This is a genomic window from Streptomyces sp. NPDC034049, from assembly GCF_055575575.1.
On record NZ_JBVISJ010000009.1, the window covers coordinates 374,140 to 394,655 of the forward strand.

Here is a 20,516-nt window from a genome sequence, read left to right on the forward strand (position 1 = left end):
AAGAATCGGTCGTGGCAGGTGAACTGTCTTGCGAAAACGGGTACTTACTCGTGCGTCAGTTGCTATTGACGACTCGCCTGCCCATTGGGACGGTAGTGCACATGTCGAATGTGGCGGACATGTCAAGATTGCGCATGAGTCTGCTCGGTGTCCTGGTACTCGTCACCGGCTTCCTGACCACGGTGGGCCCCACCCAGCCCGCCTCCGCTCTCACTGACGAACTCTGGTTCGACGCACAGGCCGCGGCCACTCTCACGGTCGACGGCGGCACCTTCAAGGACGGACTCGGCCGCGAGGTCGTCCTGCGCGGCTACAACGTCTCGGGTGAGACGAAACTCAAGGAGAACAACGGTCTGCCCTTCGCCTCGGTCGCCGACGCGAAGAAGTCGGCGACCGCGCTCAGGGCCCTCGGCGGCGGCAACTCCGTCCGCTTCCTGCTCTCCTGGGCCTACGCGGAACCGGTCCGCGGGCAGGTGAGCACCTCCTACCTGGCGGCGGCCACCGCGCAGATGGGCGCGTTCCTGGACGCCGGGATCAAGGTCTACCCCGACTTCCACCAGGACCTGTACTCCCGCTGGCTGTTCGACTCCGACAGCTGGTACACCGGCGACGGCGCCCCCAAGTGGGCCGTCGACCTCGGTGACTACCCCGACGAGTACTGCGGCATCTGCCCGTTCTGGGGCCAGAACATCACCTCCAACGCGGCCGTGACGGAGGCGACGTACGACTTCTGGCACAACACCCACGGGCTCCAGGACTCCTTCCTGGACACCGCGCAGAAGACGATGACGTATCTGAAGGCGAACCTCACGACCGCCCAGTTCCAGGGCCTCGTCGGCTTCGACCCGTGGAACGAGCCCCACTTCGGGACCCTCGACTCCGGGCAGACCAGCAGGACGTGGGAGAAGGACGTCCTGTGGCCGTTCTACGTCAAGTTCCGCGCCCGGATGGACGCGGCGGGCTGGCAGTCCAAACCGGCGTTCGTCGAGCCGAACCTCTTCTGGAACGCCAACATCGACTTCCAGAAGCAGGAGGGCGGACTGCTCGACGCGGGCACCATCGGACCGCGTTATGTCTTCAACACCCACTTCTACGACCAGAAGGCGATCTCCGGCGTCTTCATGTGGGGCAAGGCGGAGAACGGCCAGTACGTGAACGACTTCCAGGCCGTCCGTGACCGGGCCGCCGCCGGCGGCACGACGGCGATCGTCAGCGAGTTCGGACACCCGCTCAGCGGCTCGGTCTCCGACAAGGCGCCCACGGTCCACAAGGCCATGTACCAGGCGCTGGACTCCCGGGTGAAGGGCGTCGACTGGTGGTCGAACCCGGCCGCCTCCGGCCCGGTCCTCTCCGGCTCCCAGTGGCAGTGGGACATCTACTGGGGCCGCCACCACGAGCTGATGAACGACAACCCCGACAAGGTGCAGGTCGAGGCCGACGGCTGGAACGACGAGGACCTCTCCGCCGTACGCCTCGACGACTCCGGCACGGCCGTGCTCCGGCAGGACGCCCGGATGCTGGACCGGATCTACCCGAGCGCCACCGCGGGCCGGACGGTCGCCTTCACCTACGAGGACCGCTCGCGCGACGGCTCCACGACCCTGACGTGGAACCCGGTGCCCGGCTCCCTGCCGAACGTCTCCTCGCTCGTCGGCTCCGGCCAGTACTCCCTGCTGGTCTGGCGCTCGGACGGCAGCACCGAACCGACCGAGCTGCACCTCCCGGCGTCCTTCCCCACCGCGTCCACCACGGTGGTGTCCGACCTCGGGGTGACGGCCGCGCCGCCGGCGTACACCACGTCCACGCCGATCGCCGCCGCACGGGAACCCGGCGGCACCGGCAGCCGCCGTCTGCTCCTCACCGCCGCCGACTCGGGCAAGCTGCACTACGCCCTGGTCACCAACGGCGCGACAGCCCCGACCGCGACGCAGCTGAGCGCGGCGCGGACGGAGCTGTCGAACTGGCTGACCACCAGGTTCAGTTAGCCGAGGGTCCGGTCCAGTCGGCGGGCACCTGTGCCACGCGCACCCGCTGGGGGTGGTCGCCGACTGCGACGGACACGGTCTTCTTCCCGGTGGCGAAGTCGATCGCGGTGACCTGGTCGGCACCGCTCTCGGAGACCACACAGGACTTGCCGTCACCGCTGACGGTCGACCAGTACGGCTTGGAGACCGGGACCAGCGGGCCCTCCTGGAGGGTCACGCGGTCCACGACGGTCGCGTAGTCGTCCATCGTGCCCGCGATGCACAGCTTGGTGCCGTCCGGCTTCATCGTGAGGCCGTGGTGGCGGGAGTCGTTGACGAAGGTGGTGCGGTCGTCGCTGACGCCCGGGGACTTCGGCAGGGTCTTGGTGCGGGTGATCTTGTCGGTGGCGATGTCGTACTCGAAGAAGCCGTTGAAGAACGACACCTGGAAGTACAGCTTCGTCTCGTCCGGCGAGAACGCGGCGGGACGGACCGCGTCCGAGTAGTCGCTCAGCCCGATGGCGTCGAGCCGCGCGCGCATGTCGATCACCTTGACCTGCTGGAAGGTGTTGGCGTCGGCGACCGTGATCTTGCGGTCGCCCTTCGTCCAGTCCAGCCAGGGCGCGTCGGTCTGGGTGTTGACGTCACCGATCGCCATGTTCCAGATGTACTTGCCGTCCTTGGTGAAGATGTTCTCGTGCGGCTTGTCGCCGGTCTTGAACGAACCGACCTCCTTGCCGGTGACGATGTCCAGGACGTGCACGGTGTTGCCGGTCGACGCCGACACCGCGACGCGCTTGCCGTCGGGGGAGACCGCCATGTGGTCGGAGCGGTAACCCGACACGGGGAAGCGCCAGTTGACGGCGCCGGTCCTGATGTCGATGGAGACCACGTCGGCGAAGCTCGGGCGGGAGACGACCATCGACGAGCCGTCCGGCGTGGAGTACATGTCGTCCACGTACTGGTCGTGGCCCTCGCCCACGCTGTTCCGGATCGTCATGTAGGCGATCCACCGGATCGGGTCGGCGTTGATCTCCGCCATCCGGGCGTCCTTGTCGGGGATGACGTTGATACGGCCGATCTTGGCGAAGTCGCCGGAGGCCTTGATGACATCTGCGGTGCCCTCCCAGTTGTTGCCCACGAACATCACCTCCCGCAGACCGGCAGCGGCGCTCGCCGGCGTCGCGGTCGCCGCGGCCGAGGCGGTCAGCGCGAGGGCGACGGCGACGGCACCGAGGTGCCGGTTCCTGCGGACACGGGGGGTGGGGGAGAGGGGCATGTCGGATCCTCCTGCGCGGGCGGAGTCTGAACACACCTGTGTTCAGAGCAGACTTACTGGAAAGTAAGGAACGGTCCCGCTTCACCACAAGACCAGGGACACGACAAAATCGAGCGACGGCCGCATCGGGCGTCGTACGGGTGAGTCCGTCAGGAGGGAGAAACGTGTCGGGCAGGCTCAAACAGCCCACCGGCCGTTACGGGGGCAGATCCGCGGCGGAGCGCCGGGCCGAGCGCCGGGACCGCTTCCTCGACGCGGGGCTGCGGCTCTTCGGCGACACCCCCGGCTTCCGGGCGACCACCATCGCGGCCCTGAGTGAGGCCGCCGGACTGTCGACCCGCCAGTTCTACGAGGAGTTCCACTCCCTGGAGGACGTGCTGGCCGCTCTCCATCTACGGGTCAACGACTGGGCGGAGGAGGCCGCGCTCGCCGGACTCGCCACGGCGGAGGGGCGGCCGATCGCCGAGCGGGTCTCCGCGGCGTTCCTCGCGTACGCCGCCAATGTCACCGGCGACCCGCGCCGGCTGCGCATCACCTTCACCGAGATCGTCGGCGTCAGTCCCCGTATGGAGCGCCAGCGCCTCGAACGCCGCGCCCGCTGGGTCGACTTCATCTGCGCCGAGGCCACCGCGGCGGCGGAGCGCGGCGAGGCCGTCCACCGCGACTACCGCATCGCCGCGACCGCCTTCATCGGCAGCGTCAACGGCCTCCTCCACGACTGGCAGGCCGGCTGGGTCGACGCCCCTCTGGACGAGGTGGTCGACGAACTGGTCCGACTGCTGCTGGGGATACTGCGACCGGTGGGATGGCGACCGGGGGAGGGTGAAGTGGCGGAACCGTAGGGGATGGCAGGGTGGTTCTTCGGGTGCGGGTCCGGTGGGGCTTCTCGCGCAGTTCCCCGCGCCCCTGAAAAGCAGGGGCGCAGCCCCTGCTCTTCACGCCCTCGCACGTTCAGCCCGCCAGTCGGTTCACCGCCGTCAGGACCGGGGCCACCCCGTCCTCCGCCCGCAGATGCTCGGCCAGGGCGCGGGCGCGACGGCCGTACGACGGGTCGGTGGTCGCCCGGCGCAGGGCGGCCGTGAGGGCGGCGGCGGTGAAGCCGCGCAGCGGGACGGCGGCAGGCGCCACCCCGAGGGCGACCAGCCGGGCCGCCCAGAAACCCTCGTCGAACTGCACGGGCACCGGCACGGCAGGCACCCCGGCGCGCAGGCCGGCCCCCGTGGTGCCCGCGCCCGCGTGGTGGACGACGGCCGCCGTCCTCGGGAAGAGCAGGGAGTGCGGGACCTCGCCCACGGTGAACATGTCGTCGCCCTCGCCCCGCAGTTCGCCCCAGCCGCGCTGGATCACCCCGCGCAGCCCGGCCGCCCGCAGGGCCCGTACGACCTCGTCGCTCATCCGCTCGGGATCGGGCACGGTGGCGCTGCCCAGGCCCACGAAGACGGGCGGAGGACCGGCGTCGAGGAAGTCCAGCAGCGGGGCCGGCAGCCGGTCCACGCTGTCGTACGGCCACCAGTAACCGGTGACGTCCAGCCCGGCCCGCCAGTCCCCGGGCCGTGGCACCACCCGGGGGCTGAAGCCGTGGAACACCGGCCGGCCCAGCCGCTCACGGGCCCGCCGCGCGGCCGTCCGGCCGGTGCGCGGAAGCCCGTACTCGGCGCGCAGCCTGCGTACCTCCTCCGCGAAGATCCATTCGACGGCCGTGTTCACCGCGTGCCCGGCCGCCCGGTTGCCGACCGGGCCCCAGGAGCGCACCCCGGTCATCGGGGGCGCGAACTCCCTTGTGGGCGCCAGGGGTTGGAGGTTCACGCCGAGCGTCGGGATCGCGAGGCCCTGACCGATGGTGTGGCCGAGGGGCGCGAGGGTGCCCGCCAGCAGCAGGGCGTCGCTGGCGCGGGCGGCGGCCACCAGATCGCCGGCCATCCGTCCCACCAGGCTCCGGGCCATCTCCGCCGCCCGGTACAGCTTCCCGGCGCCGGTGGTGCTCCGGTGCAGCCCCTGCCCGCGCTCCGACTCCAGCTCCGCCCGGGGATCCACGGGCAGGGAGTGGAAGACGACTCCCGAACCCGCCACCAGGGGTTCGAAACGGGCGTGCGTCACCAGCGTGACCTCGTGTCCCGCCCGCACCAGCCCGTGTCCGAGTCCGGTGTACGGCGCCACGTCACCCCGGGAACCCGCCGTCATGATCGCTACACGCACGCCCGTCAGTATGGCCGCGCGACCGTGCCCCGTCAGGGGGACGGCACCGCGATGACCCGAAAGAGCCCCTGTCCGAAAGCGCACCGCGCCGCCGGGGGCCCGCCGAGAGCGGTCCGGGGCGAGTCGGCGCCCCGGACGCTCACTCGTCCCAGGCCTGGACCATCGTGTGGTCGACGATCTTCCCGTCCTTCAGAGAGATCATGGAACTCGCCAGGACCCGCACCCCGTCGGGGTATTCGCAGGACTCGGTGAACGCGACCTGGTCGCCCTGGACCAGGCACTGCTCGACCCTGTGGGTCATCTCCCGGCTGCAGACGTCGTCGAACATCGCGCCGATCTCGTTCCGGCCGTGCAGGACCTTGGGGTGGCTGGGCTGGGTGTTGCGGTCCACGACGCGCAGTTCGGCGTCGTCCGCGTAGAGCGACGTCAGCGTCGCCGCGTTCGCTTCCTCCGTGCCCCTGCGCAGCGCTTCGACGTCGAAGGCGGGGCTGGTCGAGGTGCCCATGGGTGACCTCCTTCGAAAGGCCGTGGCCCGGCATGGGTGAACGGGCCGCGAACGGCCTCTCCTTCGAGGCTCCTCCGTCCGGCGGGACTCGGCAAGCGCAGGCGCGGGCGCGCGTCGAACGGCGTTGCGCTCGCCTCCGTCCGCCCCTGCGCCTCACGGGTGAGCGGCCGTGACCGCAGGGGCCCGGGGCGCGTTGCTGAGGGCATGATCTCAACTCGACGTATCGTCGCCGCCGTGGGTCTCGCCATCGGTGTCACGGGCCTGGCCGCACCGATGGCGAACGCGGACGCCGTCGCGGAAACGACGCAGCTCAACCCGATGACCACGCTGGACTCGCTCGCCGTCGGCGATCTTCCCGAGGAGCAGCGGGCGGCCCTGCCGCGCCCCTCGCAGCAGCTCAAGAGCCTCAACCAGGTGCACGAACTGAACCGGCTCAACGAATTGCACCAGGTCACCGACATGGCCGCCCCCGCCCTCGGCCTGCTGGGCGCCATCGAGTAGCGAAGCCGCCCGCGTCCGTTCCGGAGCCCCGCCGCGTTCGTCGTGGTGGGGCTCTTGACATGCCCGGGGGCCGGGCAGAGCATCACGGAACAGTAACGTAATTGAATTTCGCACTACGAACGTTCATGAGCGATCATGCTCGATCACGTACCGTCGTCGATACGTACCCCTAGGAAGCCGCATCATGGCCATCACCCGTGACCTTCTGATCGGCGGCAAGGACGTGCCCGCCACGTCCGGCCGCACCGCCGAGGACCTCGACCCGTACACGGGGGAGGTGTACGCGACGGTCGCGGCGGCCGGGCCGGAGGACGTCCGGCGAGCCGTGGACGCCGCGGACGCCGCCTTCGAGGAGTGGGCCGCGCTCACCCCCTTCGCCCGGCGGGCGATCTTCTTCAAGGCGGCCGAGCTGCTGGAGGGCCGGGGCGACCAGGTCGCCGACATCATGGCCCGCGAGGCGGGCGGCACCCGGCCGTGGGCGTACTTCAACGTGGCGCTCGCGGCGAACATCCTGCGCGAGGCCGCGGCCGCGATCACCGCGCCGCGCGGTGAGGTCCTCAGCAGCCAGAAGGAGGGCGCGCTGGGCCTCGCGGTACGCGAACCGCTGGGTGTGGTCGCGGCGTTCGCCCCCTGGAACGCGCCGGTCATCCTCGGTGTCCGGGCGGTCGCGGCGCCGCTGGCGGCGGGCAACACCGTCGTCGTCAAGCCCAGCGAGGACGCCCCGATCGCCTGCGGGCTCCTCGTGGCGGACGTGTTCCGGGAGGCGGGGCTGCCCGACGGGGTGCTCAACGTCGTCACCAACGCCCCCGAGGACGCGGCGCAGATCGCCGAGGCGCTGATCTCCGACGAGCGGGTCCGCGCGGTGAACTTCACCGGCTCCACCGGTGTCGGCCGGATCATCGGCGAGCACGCGGCCCGTCATCTCAAGCCCGCCGTGCTGGAGCTGGGCGGCAAGAACTCGGTGATCGTGCTCGACGACGCCGACGTGGACTACGCCGTCGACGCCGTCACCTTCAGCGTCTTCATGAACGCCGGACAGATCTGCATGTCCGGCGACCGCATCCTCGTCCACGAGTCGCTCGCCGAGGAGTTCGCGCAGAAGTTCACCGCCAAGGTCGCCTCCCTCCAGGCCGGCGACCCCAACCACCCGCACACGGTGGTCGGTCCGCTGGTCAGCGCCGACGCCGCCCAACGGATCGCCGCCCTGGTCAAGGACGCCGTCGCCAAGGGCGCCACCGTGCTCACGGGGGGCGGGCAGCCCGAGGGCGCGGTGCACCCGGCGACCGTGCTCACCGACGTCCCCCAGGACGCCGACCTGTACTACCAGGAGTCCTTCGGTCCGCTCTGCGTCCTGCGGTCGTTCGCCGACGACGCCACGGCCGTGGCCCTCGCCAACGACACCGACAACGGCCTGAGCTGCGGCATCATCACCGAGAACGCCACCCACGGCCTGGCCGTCGCGCGCCGGATCCGTACCGGCATCGTGCACGTGAACGACCAGTCCGTGGCGGACGAGCCGATGGCCCCCTTCGGCGGGGTGAAGGCCTCCGGCTACGGCCGCTTCGGCGGACGCTGGGGCATCGAGGCGTTCTCCAACACCCGCTGGGTGACCATCGCCGGCCAGCAGTCGCACTTCCCCTTCTGACCCCCGGGGTCCCTCCGGGGGCTCCGGCTATCCGGCCGTCGCGAGGAACTGCGTGGCCGCCAGCTCCGCGTACAGCGGGTCGGCGGCCACCAGTTCGCGATGGGTGCCGACCGCGCGGACCCGGCCCGCGTCCATGACCACGATGCGGTCGGCCATCGTCACCGTGGACAGCCGGTGGGCCACGACCAGCACCGTCGTCGTACGGGCCACGTCCGCGACCGTGTCGCGCAGCGCCGCCTCGTTCACCGCGTCCAGCTGGCTCGTCGCCTCGTCGAGCAGCAGCAGCCGGGGGCGGCGCAGCAGGGCCCGCGCGATGGCCACCCGCTGACGCTCGCCGCCGGAGAGCTTGGTGCCCCGGTGGCCGACCAGGGTCTCCAGGCCCTGCGGAAGCCTGGCGACCAGGCCGTCCAGCCGGGTCGTCTTCAGCACCCGTGTCAGGTCGCCCTCGTCGGCGCGCGGGTTGCCCAGGAGCAGGTTGTCCCGCAGCGTCCCGGACAGCACGGGCGCGTCCTGTTCGACGTACCCGATCGCGGACCGCAGCCGGGACAGCTCCCACTCGGCGACATCACGGCCGTCGACCGTGATGCGGCCCGCCTCGGGATCGTAGAACCGCTCGATCAGCGAGAAGACCGTGGTCTTGCCGGCGCCCGACGGGCCCACGAACGCCGTCATGCCCCGCGCCGGGACCTCGAAGGTCACCCCGTGGTGGACGTACGGCAGATCGTCGGCGTACCGGAAACGGACCTCGTCGAAGGCGAGGGCGGCGGGCTCCGCGTCCGGGGACGGCAGCGGAGCCGGTGCGGAGGCCGGCTCGGCGGGCAGCCGCAGCGCCTCCTGGATACGGGCGAGCGCGGCGGCACCCGTCTGGTACTGGGTGATCGCGCCCACGACCTGCTGGATCGGCGACATCAAATAGAAGACGTACAGCAGGAACGCCACCAGCGTGCCCACGTCGATCGCGCCGGTCGCGACCCGCGCGCCGCCCACCGCAAGCACCGTGATGAACGCGATCTGCATGGCGAGCCCGGCCGTGTTCCCGGCGGCGGCCGACCACTTGGCGGCCCGCACGCTCTGCCGCCACGACTCCTCGGCCGCCGCGTGGATCGTCTCCTCCTCGCGGTGCTCGGCGCCGGACGCCTTCACCGTGCGCAGCGCGCCGAGGATCCGCTCCAGCGAGGCGCCCATCGCGCCCACCGCGTCCTGCGCGGCCCTGCTCGCCCGGTTGATGCGCGGCACGATCACCCCGAACACCACGCCCGCGCCCACGATCACGCCCAGGGTCACGGCCAGCAGCACCGGGTCCACCAGACCCATCAGCACCACCGTCGCCACCAGGGTCAGCCCGCCGGTGCCGAGGCCCACCAGGGTGTCGGTGGTCACCTCGCGCAGCAGCGTGGTGTCGGAGGTGATCCGCGCCATCAGGTCGCCCGGCTCGCTGCGGTCCACCGCCGTGATCCGCAGCCGCAGCAGATACGACGACAGGGCGCGCCGCGCGCCGAGCACCACCGACTCGGCGGTGCGCCGCAGCACGTACGAACCCACGGCGCCCAACGCCGCGTTGGTGACGACCAGCGCCGACATCAGGACCAGCGCCCAGGTGATCGTCCGGTCGTGCGAGAGGTCGTCGATCAGCTCCCGGGCCACCAACGGCAGGGCCAGGCCTGTGGCGCCGGTGACCAGGGACAGCAGCGCGCCCAGCAGCAGTGCCCCACGATGGGGCCGTACATAGCCGAGCAGCAGCCGCCAGGTGGGTGGCTGCCGCTCGGCGGTGGTCTCAGGGGTGCTCACAGGGCTCCTCGGCAGGTCGGTCGGGGAGTGGGGACCGGGGCGCGGAGCTTCAGCCTACGTCGGGGGTGAGGAGCACCGGGAACGGCTTTCAGCCGCCCAGCAGCGCCCTCCAGTCCCGGGCGACGGTGAGCACGGCCGGTGCCCCGGCTCCGTCGTCCGGCGGGTACTCGTCGATCATGCGCGCCAGGACCTCGCCGGGACCCAGTTCGAGGAAGGACTCCACACCGTCCCGGCGCATCAGGTCGAGCGCGGCCGAGAAGCGCACGGGGTCACGCAACTCCCGCACCCAGAACTCCGGTTCGGTGGCCTCGGCGCCGACCGGCCGCGCGGTGACGTCCGAGATCAGCGGGATGCGCGGGGCCCGCAGGCCCATGGTCCGCAAGGTGGCGCGGTAGGAGTCCAGGACGGGGTCCAGGTGGTGCGAGTGCGCGGCCAGCCCCACCCGCAGCAGCCGGGTGCGGCGGCCCCGGTCAGCCCAGCCGTCGTGCACCGCCGTCACCGCGTCCCGGTCGCCCGAGACGACCAGGGCCCGGGGCCCGTTGACCGCCGCGACCACCACCCCCGGTTCCCGCTCCAGCTCCAGTGTCAGTTCGTCGGGGCCCACCTCCAGCGCCGCCATGGCCCCCGGCGTCACGATCGCGCCCATGAGCCGGGACAGCGTGCCCACGGCCCGGCACGCGTCGGCCAGCGAGAAGACCCCGGCGACATGGGCGGCGGCCATCCGGCCCGCCGAGTACCCGAACAGCACCTCCGGTGTGAGGCCCACGCTCTCCAGGAGGCGGTACTGGGCCACCTGGAGCGCGAAGATCGCGGGGTTGGCGAAGGCGATCCGGTCGAGCAGTGCGGCCGTGCGCGTCCCGGGCTCGGCGAACATCACGTCCCGCAGCGGTACGTCGAGGTACGGGTCCAGGGCCGCGCAGACCTCGTCGAGGGCCGCCGTGAACACCGGCCGGGAGTCGTACAGTTCGCGCCCCATGCCCGGCTGCTGCGAACCCCCGCCCGAGAAGAGGAACGCGGTCCGGCCCAGCTCGGGCGGGGCGGAGACGGCCGGGACCCGCGCCGACGCGGCCGTCAGCCGGTCGACGACCTCCCGCGCCGACGCGACCGTCAGCCGCTCGACGACCTCCCGCGCCGACCCGCACACCACGAGCCGCTCCAGATCCCCGGGGTGCAGGAAGCCCTCGTCCCCGACGTGCCGCAGGAAGTCGAGCAGCGGCCGGTAGAAGCCGGTCGGATCGAGGAGCAGGCACGGCTTGCGGTGGATGCGCAGCTGCGCCCACGCCAGCACCTCGGACAACTCCTCCAGCGTGCCCAGACCCCCGGGCAGCGCCACGAACGCGTCGCCCGACTCGGCCATCCGCGCCTTGCGTTCATGGATGCCGTCCACCACCACGAGCTCGTCGAGCCCGGTGTGCGCGATCTCGTACGGCAGCATCCGGCGCGGGACCACACCGGTCACCGCACCCCCGCCCGCAAGGGCCGCGTCCGCGACCGCCCCCATCAGCCCGGTGCGGGCACCGCCGTAGACCAGCCGCAGCCCGGCGCCGGCGAGCGCGGCGCCCAGTTCGGCGGCGGAGCGCAGATGCTCCGGGCGGTGTCCGGGCGAGGCGCCGCAGAACACCGTCACCCCCTTCACCGCCACAGCCCGTACCCCCGGGTGAGGACGCGATACGGGTCGTAGTGCCCCTTGGCCCGGTCGAGCCCGTCGTAGGCGCGACCGAAGTGCGCCCGCCAGTCCTCCGGCGTCATCGGCACCGCGCCGGCCGGGTACAGCACACCGCCGAGCCGCCGCGCCCGCTCGTACACCGCCCGGTTCGCCGCCACCAACCGCCGGACGCGGTCCGGGTCCTGGGACGGGGCCGTGCGCATCAGCGAGAGCAGACAGAGCCGTTCGCCCGGCGGCCTGCGCAGCAGCGGGGCGCGCAGGACGGTGCCGTCGAGGGGACGCAGCTGGACCGTCCCGCAGGTGCGCAGCCCGTGCTGGGCCGCGTCGGCGAGCACCTCCGGCACGAACGCGGGGGCCGCCTCCTCCGGCAGCAGCAGGGTCAGCCACGGATGCGGACGGCTCCACTCGCCCGTCACCCGCAGGATGCGCTCGTCGCGGTCCAGGCGCCGCAGATACTCCTCGTACGCGAGGTCCTCGATCTCCTCCAGGTCGTGGTCGTGGGCCAGGTCGCCGATCAGCGCGGCGTCGTCCGGCGGAAGTCGGTCCGTGTGCGGGGCGACCGCCTCGACCACGTAGTCCCAGCTGCCGCCGAGGGCCGGTCGCACCTGCCCGCACACCTGGCTGAAGCGGTCGTCGCGGGCGAGCCGCCGCTGATCGGTGAAGTACGTGGCCGGGTCCTGGTGATAGAGGCGGTAGCGGCGCACGAGCGCGGGCGCGGGCAGCAGCCGGAGGGTGGCACGGACGATCAGCGCGCACTGGCCGAGACCGGCGAGGACGGCGTGGAAGAGGTCCCGGTTCCGGTCGCGGGAGCAGGTGACCGCCTCACCGGCGCCGGTGACGACGTCCAGCTCCCGCACCTGGTCGGCGACCAGCCCGTACCGGTGGCTGGAGCCGCCGAAGCCGCCGGTGGTGAGCACGCCGCCGACACTGCCGCCGAGGTGGTCGGGGAGGACCGGAGGGGTCAGCCCCTCGGCGAGGGCGGCGCGTACGACATCGCTCCAGAGCGCGCCGGCGCCCGCGACCAGGACCCGCTCCTCCGGGAGACAGCGCACCTCGTCCAGCCCGCCCATGTCGACGACGCAGCCGCCGTCGACCTGCCCCTGCCCGTACAGCGCGTAGCCGCCGCCACGCGCCGCGACGGGCAGTCGGCGCGGGCCGGCGTGGGCGAGGACGTCCTGGATCTCGGCGACCGACGTGGGCGTGCACACACTCAGCGGGCGCGAGGTGACGATGTGGCCGAAATCGTGGGCGGCCCGTGCGAGCCGCGCGGCGGTGTCCGGCGGCGGGGTGAATTCGGACACCGCGGTCATGCCGCACGCTCCAGCGTTCCGAAGTCGAATCCGTCCCCGGAAATCCGGGTCTCGAAAATTTCGGAGAACACCTGCTGCTGCAGAAAACCGTGCTCGGCGTGCCGCTCGGCAATCAAACCCGCCATACGCGTCAGGATGTGCTCGGGCAGATCCCGCCTGTGCAGGTTCTCCACATCCAGTGAATATTTCGCGCAGCATTCCAGGACGGCTTCGAAACCGTTGACGGAAGCGGCGAACCACCGGTGCCGCGGATCCTGCCAGAGGGTGGCCAGCTCGTCGAGCAGACCGCGCTCGGGGGCCGGCGGGGTCAGCATCACCCGGGCCCGGCGGGTGAGCGCCGCGACGTACTCGGCGCGCTCGGGGGCCGGCAGCAGCCGTACGGTCAGCCGCCAGCCGAGGTCGGCACGGCGGGCGGACAGCTCGCGCAGCAGGGAGATCGAGCCGCCCTCGACGATCACGAAGCGATGCCGGGCGCCCAGCTCCTGCACCAGCGTGACCAGCGCGTCCGTCGCCTGTGTCGCGCACAGGTCGCCGTCGGCCACCGTGCGGTCGCCCAGCCAGTACCGCTGGACCCCCGGCGCCGCCGCGCCCGCGCGGGCGCTCGTGGTGGCCAGGTCCGTGAAGCACTGCAACCGGTCCGCGACGACGACGGGGGCACCGGTCACCCGGGCCAGATCCGTGGCCGCCGCGCTCTTCCCGACGCCGGTCGGTCCGGCGACGAGGTGGACGAAGGGTGGTGCCTCGGAAGGTGTTCCGCTGTCGGCCATGGCTGGCGCCGCCTCCTGGTTCCGGAGCTTGCACGAGTGAGTTGATCAACATCAAGTTACGCAGGTGCGGGTCCGCGCAAACACCAGAACTACGCCTCCACAAGGCAAAGAGATGGCCACTTTCCTCTCGCTTGGTTAAAGGTTGAATTGCAGGGGATGGAAGGTTGGATTCCGAGCTGCCGGGCGAGATATGAGAGACCTGCGGAAGCGTTTATCGACCGCGCTGTCTCACTTGTTTCTCATGTTTCTGTCCCACGAAACAATCCGTTAACAGAAAGGGCCCTCCCATGCGGACCGACATGCTGCACGCGCTCACCGGGACCGTCCCCGCGCCGCGCGACAGGGGTGCTGTGCTCGTCGGCTACGGAGCCGTCGACGAACTGAACCGGTACGCCGCCACCCCCGGCTGGACCGTGCACGTCCCCGGCCACCCCGACGAGGTGCGGCACACGGTCACCGCCGCCGTCGCCCACGGGGAGCGCGCGTACGTCCACGTCTCCGCGCGCTCCAACGCCTCTCCGTACGAGGCCACCGGCGGCTTCCGTCTCGTGCGGCCGGGGCTCGACGGCGTCGTGCTCGCCGTGGGCGCCGCACTCGATCCCGTGCTGCGCGCCACCGCTGGAACGGACCTCGCCGTCCTCTACGCCGTCACCATCCGCCCCTTCGACGAGATCGGCCTGCGCACGGCCGTCCTCGCCGCCGACCACGCCGACGTCGTCCTCGTCGAGCCGTGCCTGCCCGGCACCTCGGCGAGCCAGGTCGCCGAGACCCTCGTCCACGTACCGCACCGGCTCCTGGCCCTCGGCGACGCGGACGGCCTCGACGAGAACGAGATCGCCCGGGCCGTGCGGGACTTCATGCGCTGACGCGGGCGCGCGGGGAGGGCGGGGCGTGGGGAGGGCGGCGCGCGGCGCGCGGCGAGGGCGGCGCGCGTGGTGCCGAGATCCGGGGGCGCGGGCGGTTGTGCGGCAGTCCGAGCCCCGGCCCGAGGAGGACGAGGGCGCCGGCGGTGGAGCGGGCCTGGCGTTCCAGCGTGGACCTGGCGTTCCGGCGCCCCGCCGGCCCGCGCCCCGCCGGCCCGCGCGCCGCCGGTCGGCCGGCGTGGCTGGTGTCTCGTGGCAGTCCAGGCGTTCGTGCCGCCGGTGGGGTCGGCCGCCCGGACGCCGTGCCCGGCGAGGAGGGTGCGGGCCTTCTCCGACCGGGCGCCCGGCCGGCAGGCGATCAGCAGCTCGGCCGCGGACCCCCGCAGGGCGGGCAGGGCCGACTCCAGCCGCTGGCGGGCCTCGGCGGCGCCGAGGCCGGCCCCTTTTCGGCCATGGCTCCACCCTCACGGGAGGCCCTACTCGCTGGTCAGTCCGTAGGGTGACCGTGGGCGGGCGACCGCTCTCTCTCGGATCGACGGAAAGGTTCACCATGGCGCAGGAAGTACGCGGCGTGATCGCACCGGGCAAGAACGAGCCGGTGCGGATCGAGACGATCGTGGTGCCCGACCCGGGACCGGGGGAGGCCGTGGTGAAGGTGCAGGCGTGCGGGGTCTGTCACACCGACCTGCACTACAAGCAGGGCGGGATCAACGACGACTTCCCCTTCCTGCTCGGCCACGAGGCCGCCGGTGTGGTGGAGTCCGTCGGCGCGGGCGTCACGGATGTCGCCCCCGGTGATTTCGTCATCCTCAACTGGCGTGCGGTGTGCGGCAGTTGCCGGGCCTGTCGGCGGGGCCGCCCCTGGTACTGCTTCGCCACCCACAACGCCACGCAGAAGATGACCCTCGCCTCGTCCGGTCAGGAGCTGTCGCCCGCCCTCGGCATCGGCGCCTTCGCGGAGAAGACCCTCGTCGCCGCGGGCCAGTGCACCAAGGTCGACCCGGCCGCCGCCCCGGCGGTCGCCGGACTGCTGGGCTGCGGGGTGATGGCGGGCATCGGCGCCGCGATCAACACCGGGAACGTGGGGCGCGGTGACAGTGTCGCCGTCATCGGCTGCGGCGGCGTCGGGGACGCGGCCATCGCCGGTTCCCGGCTGGCCGGCGCTGAGAAGATCATCGCCGTCGACATCGACGACCGGAAGCTGACCACCGCCAAGAGCATCGGCGCCACCCACACGGTCAACTCCAAGGACACCGACCCCGTCGAGGCGATCCGTGAGCTGACCGGCGGTTTCGGCGCGGACGTCGTGATCGAGGCGGTCGGCCGCCCCGAGACGTACAAGCAGGCCTTCTACGCCCGCGACCTGGCCGGCACGGTCGTCCTCGTCGGCGTCCCCACCCCGGAGATGAAGCTCGAACTGCCCCTCCTGGACGTCTTCGGCCGCGGCGGCGCCCTGAAGTCCTCCTGGTACGGCGACTGCCTGCCCGACCGCGACTTCCCCATGCTGATCAACCTCTACCTCCAGGGCCGCCTGGACCTGGAGGCGTTCGTCACGGAGACCATCGGGCTCGACGACGTGGAGAAGGCCTTCGAGCGGATGCACGGCGGCGACGTCCTGCGCTCGGTGGTGACCCTCTGATGGCCGCCCGCATCGAACACCTCGTCACCTCGGGCCAGTTCAGCCTCGACGGCGGCACCTGGGACGTCGACAACAACGTCTGGCTCGTCGGCGACGACCACGAGGTCGTCGTCATCGACGCGGCCCACGACGCCGACGCCATCGCCGAGGCCGTGGGCGAGCGCAGGCTCCTGGCCATCATCTGCACCCACGCCCACAACGACCACATCGACGCGGCCCCCGCCCTCGCCGAGCGCACCGGCGCGCCGATCTGGCTCCACCCGGACGATCTGCCGCTGTGGAAGCAGACCCACCCCGACCGGCTGCCCGACCACTGGCTGGCGGACGGACAGGTCATCGAGGCGGCGGGCGCCGACCTGACCGTCCTGCACACCCCCGGTCACGCGCCGGGCGCCGTCTGCCTCCACGACCCGGGCCTCGGCACGGTCTTCACCGGCGACACCCTCTTCTCCGGCGGCCCCGGCGCCACCGGTCGTTCCTACTCCCACTTCCCGACGATCATCGACTCCATCCGCGACCGGCTGCTCGCCCTGCCGCCCGAGACGGTCGTCCGCACCGGCCACGGCGACACGACGACGATCGGCGCGGAGGCCCCGCACCTCCAGGAGTGGATCGCGCGCGGTCACTGACGACCGCCAGGGGCCCGGCTGCCGAGAAGGCATGGCAGCCGGGCCCCGCCATGCGCGCCCTGAAGGCCACCGAAAACCCGACAGAAGATGTCCGGCTTCTACGACACCCTCGTGTCGAGGACGCCGGAACACCCCCGGCGTCGGCCAAGGTGGCACGTACACACGGGAGGTCGGACATGTCGAAGCCGCTGGACGGCAAGATCGCACTGGTCGCGGGAGCCACGCGCGGAGCGGGCCGGGGGATCGCCGTCGAACTGGGGGCGGCCGGAGCGACGGTCTATGTGACAGGGCGCTCCACGCGGGAGCGGCGCTCCGAGTACGACCGGCCGGAGACCCTGGAGGACACCGCCGACCTGGTCACGGAGGCGGGCGGCCACGGCATCGCCGTACCCACCGACCATCTCGAACCGGCACAGGTCCGGACCCTCGTCGACCGGATCACCGAGGAGCAGGGCAGGCTCGACGTCCTCGTCAACGACGTCTGGGGCGGCGAGAAGCTCTTCGAATGGGAGAGCCCGGTCTGGGAGCACGATCTCGACAACGGGCTGCGGCTGCTGCGCCTCGCCGTCGAGACCCACGCCATCACCAACCACCTCGCCCTGCCGCTGCTGCTGCGCAACCCCGGCGGCCTGGTCGTGGAGATGACCGACGGCACGGCCGAGTACAACGGCGCCCACTACCGCGCCACCTTCTTCTACGACCTCGCCAAGTCCTCCGTCCTGCGCATGGCGTTCGCCCTCGGCCACGAACTGGGGCCGCGCGGCGCCACCGCCGTGGCCCTTACCCCCGGCTGGCTCCGCTCCGAGATGATGCTCGACGGGTTCGGGGTCACCGAGGAGAACTGGCGTGACGCCCTCGAACGCGTCCCCCACTTCGCCATCTCCGAGACCCCCCGCTTCGTCGGCCGGGCCGTCGCCGCGCTCGCCGCCGACCCGGAGGTCGCCCGCTTCAACGGGCAGTCCCTCTCCAGCGGTTCACTCGCCCGGACCTACGGCTTCACCGACCTCGACGGCAGCCGCCCGGACGCCTGGCGCTACATCGTCGAGGTCCAGGACGCGGGCAAGCCGGCAGACACGACCGGCTACCGCTGACCGCCGCCACCGGGGTTCGGCGGCCCGCCTGCACCGGGACTCGGCCGGCTTCCTGCACCGGGGTCCGGCCGGGCGCCGTCACCGAGGTGGGCAGGCGGCGTCGGGAGTTGCCGGCGGGCCGCGTGGCCGCGCGGGAGCGCCAAGTCCTCCCGTACGGCGACGTAATAGGCCTCCCGGTGATAGGCCTCCCGCCCGGCGCGCTGCCGCTCCAGCAGCACCTGTCACGCCTACGGGTCACGGGTCACGGGCCCCGGCGCGCAGGAACTCCTCCCTCCGCATCACCGTGACGACCCAGGCGCGGGCCTTCTCCTCCACCCCAGGGCTGCCGAGCAGCAGCAGCGCCTCGCCGGAGGGGTCCCGGGCGACCGTCGCCTCCGCCATGAGGGGCGCGGCCTTCTCCGGCGAGAGCGGGCGGGACCGAAGTCCGTGAGGCCGAAGGGCCTCTCAGGGTGCCATCAGCGCTGCCAGGGCGCGGCCCATTGCGGCGTTGAACTCTTCCGGGGCCAGCGGCAGTCGGGACTTGACGTCCCGGCTCCACTGGTCGGCGAGGACCTCGGTGGAGCCCGCCTCGACACCGTCGAGCGCCGCGTCGGCCAGGTCCGACGGAGCGAGCTTGTCCACGGGCCAGCCCGCCGCCATGTCGGTGTCGGCCAGGCCGAGGTGTACAGCTGTGACGAGCGTGCCCTGCTCGGCGAGTTCCAGGCGGACGCCGTTGGTCATGGCCCAGGCGGCGGCCTTGGTCAGGTGGTAGGCATTGGCGCCTCTGCCCCCGAACCACGACATGGCGGAGAGGACGTTGACGATCGCGCCCCCGCCACTCCCGGCGAGCGTCGGCGCGAACTCCCGGATCATTCCCAGGTGGCCGAACATGTTGGTCTCCAGCTCGTGCCGCACCGCGTCCAGCGAACCGGTCACCAGGTCGGTCCCCGTACTGATTCCCGCGTTGTTGACGAGGAGTGAGACGTCCGGGGCGGCCTCGGCGGCGGCTTTCACGGATGCGGGATCGGTGATGTCGAGGGATAGCACCTCGACCCCGGGGAGGTCCACGGTCTCCGGTCGGCGGGCCGCCGCGTAGACCTTGCGGGCGCCCCGTTCGAGCAGGCGTTGGGCGAAGGCGCGGCCCAGGCCGCGGTTGGCTCCGGTGACAAGGGCGACGGAGTTGTTGATGTCCATGGCCGCTACGCTAAAACCTGACGCTAACGTCAGAGGCAAGCGCTGGTCGTCAGGGCCAGGGTGAGAGGAATCACCATGACTGTCACAGTGGCCGCAGGCGAGCGGTTGATCCGCATCGGCGAGGTGGCGCGAGGTGCCGGCGTCTCGGTGCGCGCCGTGCGCTACTACGAGCAGCAAGGGCTGCTCGTCGCGGAGCGCAGCCCGTCGGGCCAGCGCCTGTACCGGCAGAACGCCGTCCCCTTGGTCCGCTTCTTCCAGCAGATGTTCGCCGCGGGTCTCACCAGCCGGAGGATCACCGAACTCCTGCCGTGCTGGGACTCCGGGCACACCGACGCCGATCAACGAGCCATGCTGCGAGCCGAGCGCGAGCGCATCCAGGGCAAGATCGACGACCTTCAGGCCGCCCTGGACCACCTCGACAAGGTCATCGCGATCACGGACACGCACCCGTAGGCGCGGTCGTCCGGACGTCCCATCAGCGATCTGGCCTCGCTGGCCAAGGTCCGGCGAGGGCGAGGTGGTGCATGCGGGCGATGCCGAGCATGGCGTGGTGGACGCCGTCGCACTTGAGGCGGCAGTCGCGGGGCGTCGATGACGACCTGGTGATTGGTCGAGTACCGGTGGTTCTTTGACCGCTCGGCGATGGTGTGGTGGTGGGCGGGGGCCAGGGCGCCGTCGATGGGGCGAGCTGCCGCTCAGCTGCCGCTCAGCGGAGACGCCCACGTGGGGTCGTGTCGGGATCTCTTCGTGAGGTGGGCCAGCAGGTGCTCCGCCGTGATGGAGGCGGTGTCTTGCGGCGCGCCGACCACGGCCAGGGCGGCGATGAGCCTTGCCGACGCTGCTTCCGGCACATTGGGGTCGGTGAGGAGTGGAAGCAGCAGCAGGAAGCGAACGGCCGCGTCCTGAACCCCTTCGGCTGCGAAGGACGGGCTGTCAGCGATCCGGATCAGCTCGCGCCATGTCAGCCCCGTGCCCGAGAAGTCTCCGTCCCAGCCGGCGATCTGCTCAACGCTTCCGCCTGGATAGGTGAGGAGGTAGTCGGTGCCGTAGTCGCCCTCCAGGTTGCGGTAGATCACCACGGCTCCGGGGCCGTTCTCTGCCGGCACCCTGAACACCGGCCAGCGTCCGGGATCGAAGAGGACCTCGGACAGGGCATCGGCATCGGCGCCGTCCTCACCGAACCACTCCGGGACCGGCCGCTCGGCACACCCACCGTCGCTGCACATCGCCAGAAGGTAGTTCGACCAGAAGCCCGGGCGAACCAGCAGTGCCTCGCCCGCCATCAGCGGGCCGGCGTCGTATCCCTTGATCAGCACCCCCAGATCCTGTCACCAGCCACCACCACGGTCCGATCCGGGCTCGACGAGGGGGGCACCGCCCAGTCACGCACTGCGCAGCGCCGCCGACCCGCTGCCTCTCCGCGACGCCCTCCTGTGAACGTGGCCGGGTCGGACGTGCCCGCAGGAGCCTGCCCGTCCTCACCTGCTGCGGCATGCCCCA

The 20,516-nt window shown here is 71.8% G+C and carries 18 protein-coding genes and 2 pseudogenes; 9 read left to right on the top strand and 11 right to left on the bottom strand.

What is annotated here, in order from left to right; translation table 11 throughout:
• Nucleotides 1–101: 101 nt before the first annotated feature.
• Nucleotides 102–1,985, top strand: coding sequence for a glycoside hydrolase family 5 protein (locus ACZ52C_RS26600; protein WP_469077113.1), 1,884 nt, complete (start codon nucleotides 102–104; stop codon nucleotides 1,983–1,985).
• On the opposite strand, the gene ACZ52C_RS26605 is transcribed toward ACZ52C_RS26600, so the two are convergent.
• The gene (locus ACZ52C_RS26605; RefSeq protein ID WP_469077114.1) at nucleotides 1,978–3,243 is read right to left on the bottom strand and encodes a YncE family protein; all 1,266 of its coding nucleotides are present in this window, start codon (nucleotides 3,241–3,243) and stop codon (nucleotides 1,978–1,980) included. The two genes, ACZ52C_RS26600 and ACZ52C_RS26605, sit on opposite strands and share 8 nt — an antisense overlap.
• A 164-nt stretch (nucleotides 3,244–3,407) precedes the next feature.
• On the opposite strand from ACZ52C_RS26605, the gene ACZ52C_RS26610 reads away from it, so the two are divergent.
• The gene (locus ACZ52C_RS26610) at nucleotides 3,408–4,085 is read left to right on the top strand and encodes a TetR/AcrR family transcriptional regulator (protein ID WP_469077115.1); all 678 of its coding nucleotides are present in this window, start codon (nucleotides 3,408–3,410) and stop codon (nucleotides 4,083–4,085) included.
• A 109-nt stretch (nucleotides 4,086–4,194) separates the two neighbouring features.
• Here ACZ52C_RS26610 and ACZ52C_RS26615 read toward each other — a convergent pair whose 3' ends face one another.
• Both ACZ52C_RS26615 and ACZ52C_RS26620 read right to left on the bottom strand, forming a co-directional pair.
• Complete coding sequence (locus ACZ52C_RS26615) at nucleotides 4,195–5,424, bottom strand: glycosyltransferase (RefSeq protein ID WP_469077170.1); 1,230 nt, start codon at nucleotides 5,422–5,424, stop codon at nucleotides 4,195–4,197.
• Nucleotides 5,425–5,578: 154 nt separating this feature from the next.
• Nucleotides 5,579–5,944: a nuclear transport factor 2 family protein gene (locus ACZ52C_RS26620; protein WP_469077116.1), complete on the bottom strand. Its 366-nt coding sequence runs from the start codon at nucleotides 5,942–5,944 to the stop codon at nucleotides 5,579–5,581.
• A gap of 204 nt (nucleotides 5,945–6,148) precedes the next feature.
• On the opposite strand from ACZ52C_RS26620, the gene ACZ52C_RS26625 reads away from it, so the two are divergent.
• Both ACZ52C_RS26625 and ACZ52C_RS26630 read left to right on the top strand, forming a co-directional pair.
• On the top strand, nucleotides 6,149–6,445 hold the full coding sequence (locus ACZ52C_RS26625) for a hypothetical protein (protein WP_469077117.1): 297 nt from the start codon (nucleotides 6,149–6,151) through the stop codon (nucleotides 6,443–6,445).
• Nucleotides 6,446–6,629: 184 nt separating this feature from the next.
• Complete coding sequence (locus ACZ52C_RS26630; protein ID WP_469077118.1) at nucleotides 6,630–8,090, top strand: aldehyde dehydrogenase family protein; 1,461 nt, start codon at nucleotides 6,630–6,632, stop codon at nucleotides 8,088–8,090.
• 27 nt (nucleotides 8,091–8,117) lie between these two features.
• On the opposite strand, the gene ACZ52C_RS26635 is transcribed toward ACZ52C_RS26630, so the two are convergent.
• The 4 genes from ACZ52C_RS26635 to ACZ52C_RS26650 form a co-directional block, all read right to left on the bottom strand.
• Complete coding sequence (locus tag ACZ52C_RS26635) at nucleotides 8,118–9,878, bottom strand: ABC transporter ATP-binding protein (RefSeq protein WP_469077119.1); 1,761 nt, start codon at nucleotides 9,876–9,878, stop codon at nucleotides 8,118–8,120.
• A gap of 88 nt (nucleotides 9,879–9,966) precedes the next feature.
• A complete protein-coding gene (locus ACZ52C_RS26640; RefSeq protein ID WP_469077120.1) occupies nucleotides 9,967–11,520 on the bottom strand; it encodes a TIGR00730 family Rossman fold protein in 1,554 nt (517 codons plus the stop codon).
• On the bottom strand, nucleotides 11,511–12,854 hold the full coding sequence (locus ACZ52C_RS26645; protein ID WP_469077121.1) for an FAD-binding protein: 1,344 nt from the start codon (nucleotides 12,852–12,854) through the stop codon (nucleotides 11,511–11,513). The genes ACZ52C_RS26640 and ACZ52C_RS26645 overlap by 10 nt, the downstream gene beginning before the upstream one ends.
• Nucleotides 12,851–13,621 carry an isopentenyl transferase family protein gene (locus tag ACZ52C_RS26650; protein ID WP_469077122.1) on the bottom strand — a complete coding sequence of 257 codons (771 nt, stop codon included), beginning with the start codon at nucleotides 13,619–13,621 and terminating at the stop codon, nucleotides 12,851–12,853. The genes ACZ52C_RS26645 and ACZ52C_RS26650 overlap by 4 nt, the downstream gene beginning before the upstream one ends.
• A 287-nt stretch (nucleotides 13,622–13,908) precedes the next feature.
• Here ACZ52C_RS26650 and ACZ52C_RS26655 point away from each other — a divergent pair, with 287 nt between their 5' ends.
• From ACZ52C_RS26655 to ACZ52C_RS26670, 4 genes are all read left to right on the top strand, one after another.
• Nucleotides 13,909–14,487: a transketolase gene (locus tag ACZ52C_RS26655; protein ID WP_469077123.1), complete on the top strand. Its 579-nt coding sequence runs from the start codon at nucleotides 13,909–13,911 to the stop codon at nucleotides 14,485–14,487.
• Between the two features lie 547 nt (nucleotides 14,488–15,034).
• Nucleotides 15,035–16,123, top strand: coding sequence for an S-(hydroxymethyl)mycothiol dehydrogenase (locus ACZ52C_RS26660; RefSeq protein ID WP_469077124.1), 1,089 nt, complete (start codon nucleotides 15,035–15,037; stop codon nucleotides 16,121–16,123).
• A complete protein-coding gene (locus tag ACZ52C_RS26665; protein WP_469077125.1) occupies nucleotides 16,123–16,752 on the top strand; it encodes an MBL fold metallo-hydrolase in 630 nt (209 codons plus the stop codon). The genes ACZ52C_RS26660 and ACZ52C_RS26665 overlap by 1 nt, the downstream gene beginning before the upstream one ends.
• A 176-nt stretch (nucleotides 16,753–16,928) precedes the next feature.
• The gene (locus ACZ52C_RS26670; RefSeq protein ID WP_469077126.1) at nucleotides 16,929–17,843 is read left to right on the top strand and encodes an SDR family oxidoreductase; all 915 of its coding nucleotides are present in this window, start codon (nucleotides 16,929–16,931) and stop codon (nucleotides 17,841–17,843) included.
• Here ACZ52C_RS26670 and ACZ52C_RS26675 read toward each other — a convergent pair.
• Nucleotides 17,834–18,254: pseudogene (locus ACZ52C_RS26675) on the bottom strand (hypothetical protein); the annotation flags it as partial. The gene ACZ52C_RS26670 and the pseudogene ACZ52C_RS26675 overlap by 10 nt on opposite strands.
• Before the next feature lie 33 nt (nucleotides 18,255–18,287).
• Nucleotides 18,288–19,016, bottom strand: a complete 729-nt coding sequence (locus ACZ52C_RS26680; RefSeq protein ID WP_469077127.1) for an SDR family oxidoreductase — start codon at nucleotides 19,014–19,016, stop codon at nucleotides 18,288–18,290.
• Between the two features lie 75 nt (nucleotides 19,017–19,091).
• On the opposite strand from ACZ52C_RS26680, the gene ACZ52C_RS26685 reads away from it, so the two are divergent.
• Entirely contained in the window at nucleotides 19,092–19,469 is a 378-nt protein-coding gene (locus tag ACZ52C_RS26685) for a MerR family transcriptional regulator (RefSeq protein WP_469077128.1), read from the top strand.
• A 131-nt stretch (nucleotides 19,470–19,600) separates the two neighbouring features.
• Here ACZ52C_RS26685 and ACZ52C_RS26690 read toward each other — a convergent pair.
• A pseudogene (locus tag ACZ52C_RS26690) lies at nucleotides 19,601–19,696 on the bottom strand (IS5/IS1182 family transposase); the annotation flags it as partial.
• A 15-nt stretch (nucleotides 19,697–19,711) separates the two neighbouring features.
• Nucleotides 19,712–20,332, bottom strand: coding sequence for a hypothetical protein (locus tag ACZ52C_RS26695; protein WP_469077129.1), 621 nt, complete (start codon nucleotides 20,330–20,332; stop codon nucleotides 19,712–19,714).
• Nucleotides 20,333–20,516 lie beyond the last annotated feature (184 nt).

Coding starts and splice junctions, on each gene's coding strand:
- ACZ52C_RS26655 (WP_469077123.1), top strand. CDS start 13,909: ATGCGGACCGACATGCTGCACGCGCTCACCGGGACCGTCCCCGCGCCG.
- ACZ52C_RS26600 (WP_469077113.1), top strand. CDS start 102: ATGTCGAATGTGGCGGACATGTCAAGATTGCGCATGAGTCTGCTCGGT.
- ACZ52C_RS26625 (WP_469077117.1), top strand. CDS start 6,149: ATGATCTCAACTCGACGTATCGTCGCCGCCGTGGGTCTCGCCATCGGT.
- ACZ52C_RS26665 (WP_469077125.1), top strand. CDS start 16,123: ATGGCCGCCCGCATCGAACACCTCGTCACCTCGGGCCAGTTCAGCCTC.
- ACZ52C_RS26680 (WP_469077127.1), bottom strand. CDS start 19,016: ATGGACATCAACAACTCCGTCGCCCTTGTCACCGGAGCCAACCGCGGC.
- ACZ52C_RS26620 (WP_469077116.1), bottom strand. CDS start 5,944: ATGGGCACCTCGACCAGCCCCGCCTTCGACGTCGAAGCGCTGCGCAGG.
- ACZ52C_RS26650 (WP_469077122.1), bottom strand. CDS start 13,621: ATGGCCGACAGCGGAACACCTTCCGAGGCACCACCCTTCGTCCACCTC.
- ACZ52C_RS26685 (WP_469077128.1), top strand. CDS start 19,092: ATGACTGTCACAGTGGCCGCAGGCGAGCGGTTGATCCGCATCGGCGAG.
- ACZ52C_RS26660 (WP_469077124.1), top strand. CDS start 15,035: ATGGCGCAGGAAGTACGCGGCGTGATCGCACCGGGCAAGAACGAGCCG.
- ACZ52C_RS26630 (WP_469077118.1), top strand. CDS start 6,630: ATGGCCATCACCCGTGACCTTCTGATCGGCGGCAAGGACGTGCCCGCC.
- ACZ52C_RS26615 (WP_469077170.1), bottom strand. CDS start 5,424: ATGACGGCGGGTTCCCGGGGTGACGTGGCGCCGTACACCGGACTCGGA.
- ACZ52C_RS26645 (WP_469077121.1), bottom strand. CDS start 12,854: ATGACCGCGGTGTCCGAATTCACCCCGCCGCCGGACACCGCCGCGCGG.
- ACZ52C_RS26605 (WP_469077114.1), bottom strand. CDS start 3,243: ATGCCCCTCTCCCCCACCCCCCGTGTCCGCAGGAACCGGCACCTCGGT.
- ACZ52C_RS26670 (WP_469077126.1), top strand. CDS start 16,929: ATGTCGAAGCCGCTGGACGGCAAGATCGCACTGGTCGCGGGAGCCACG.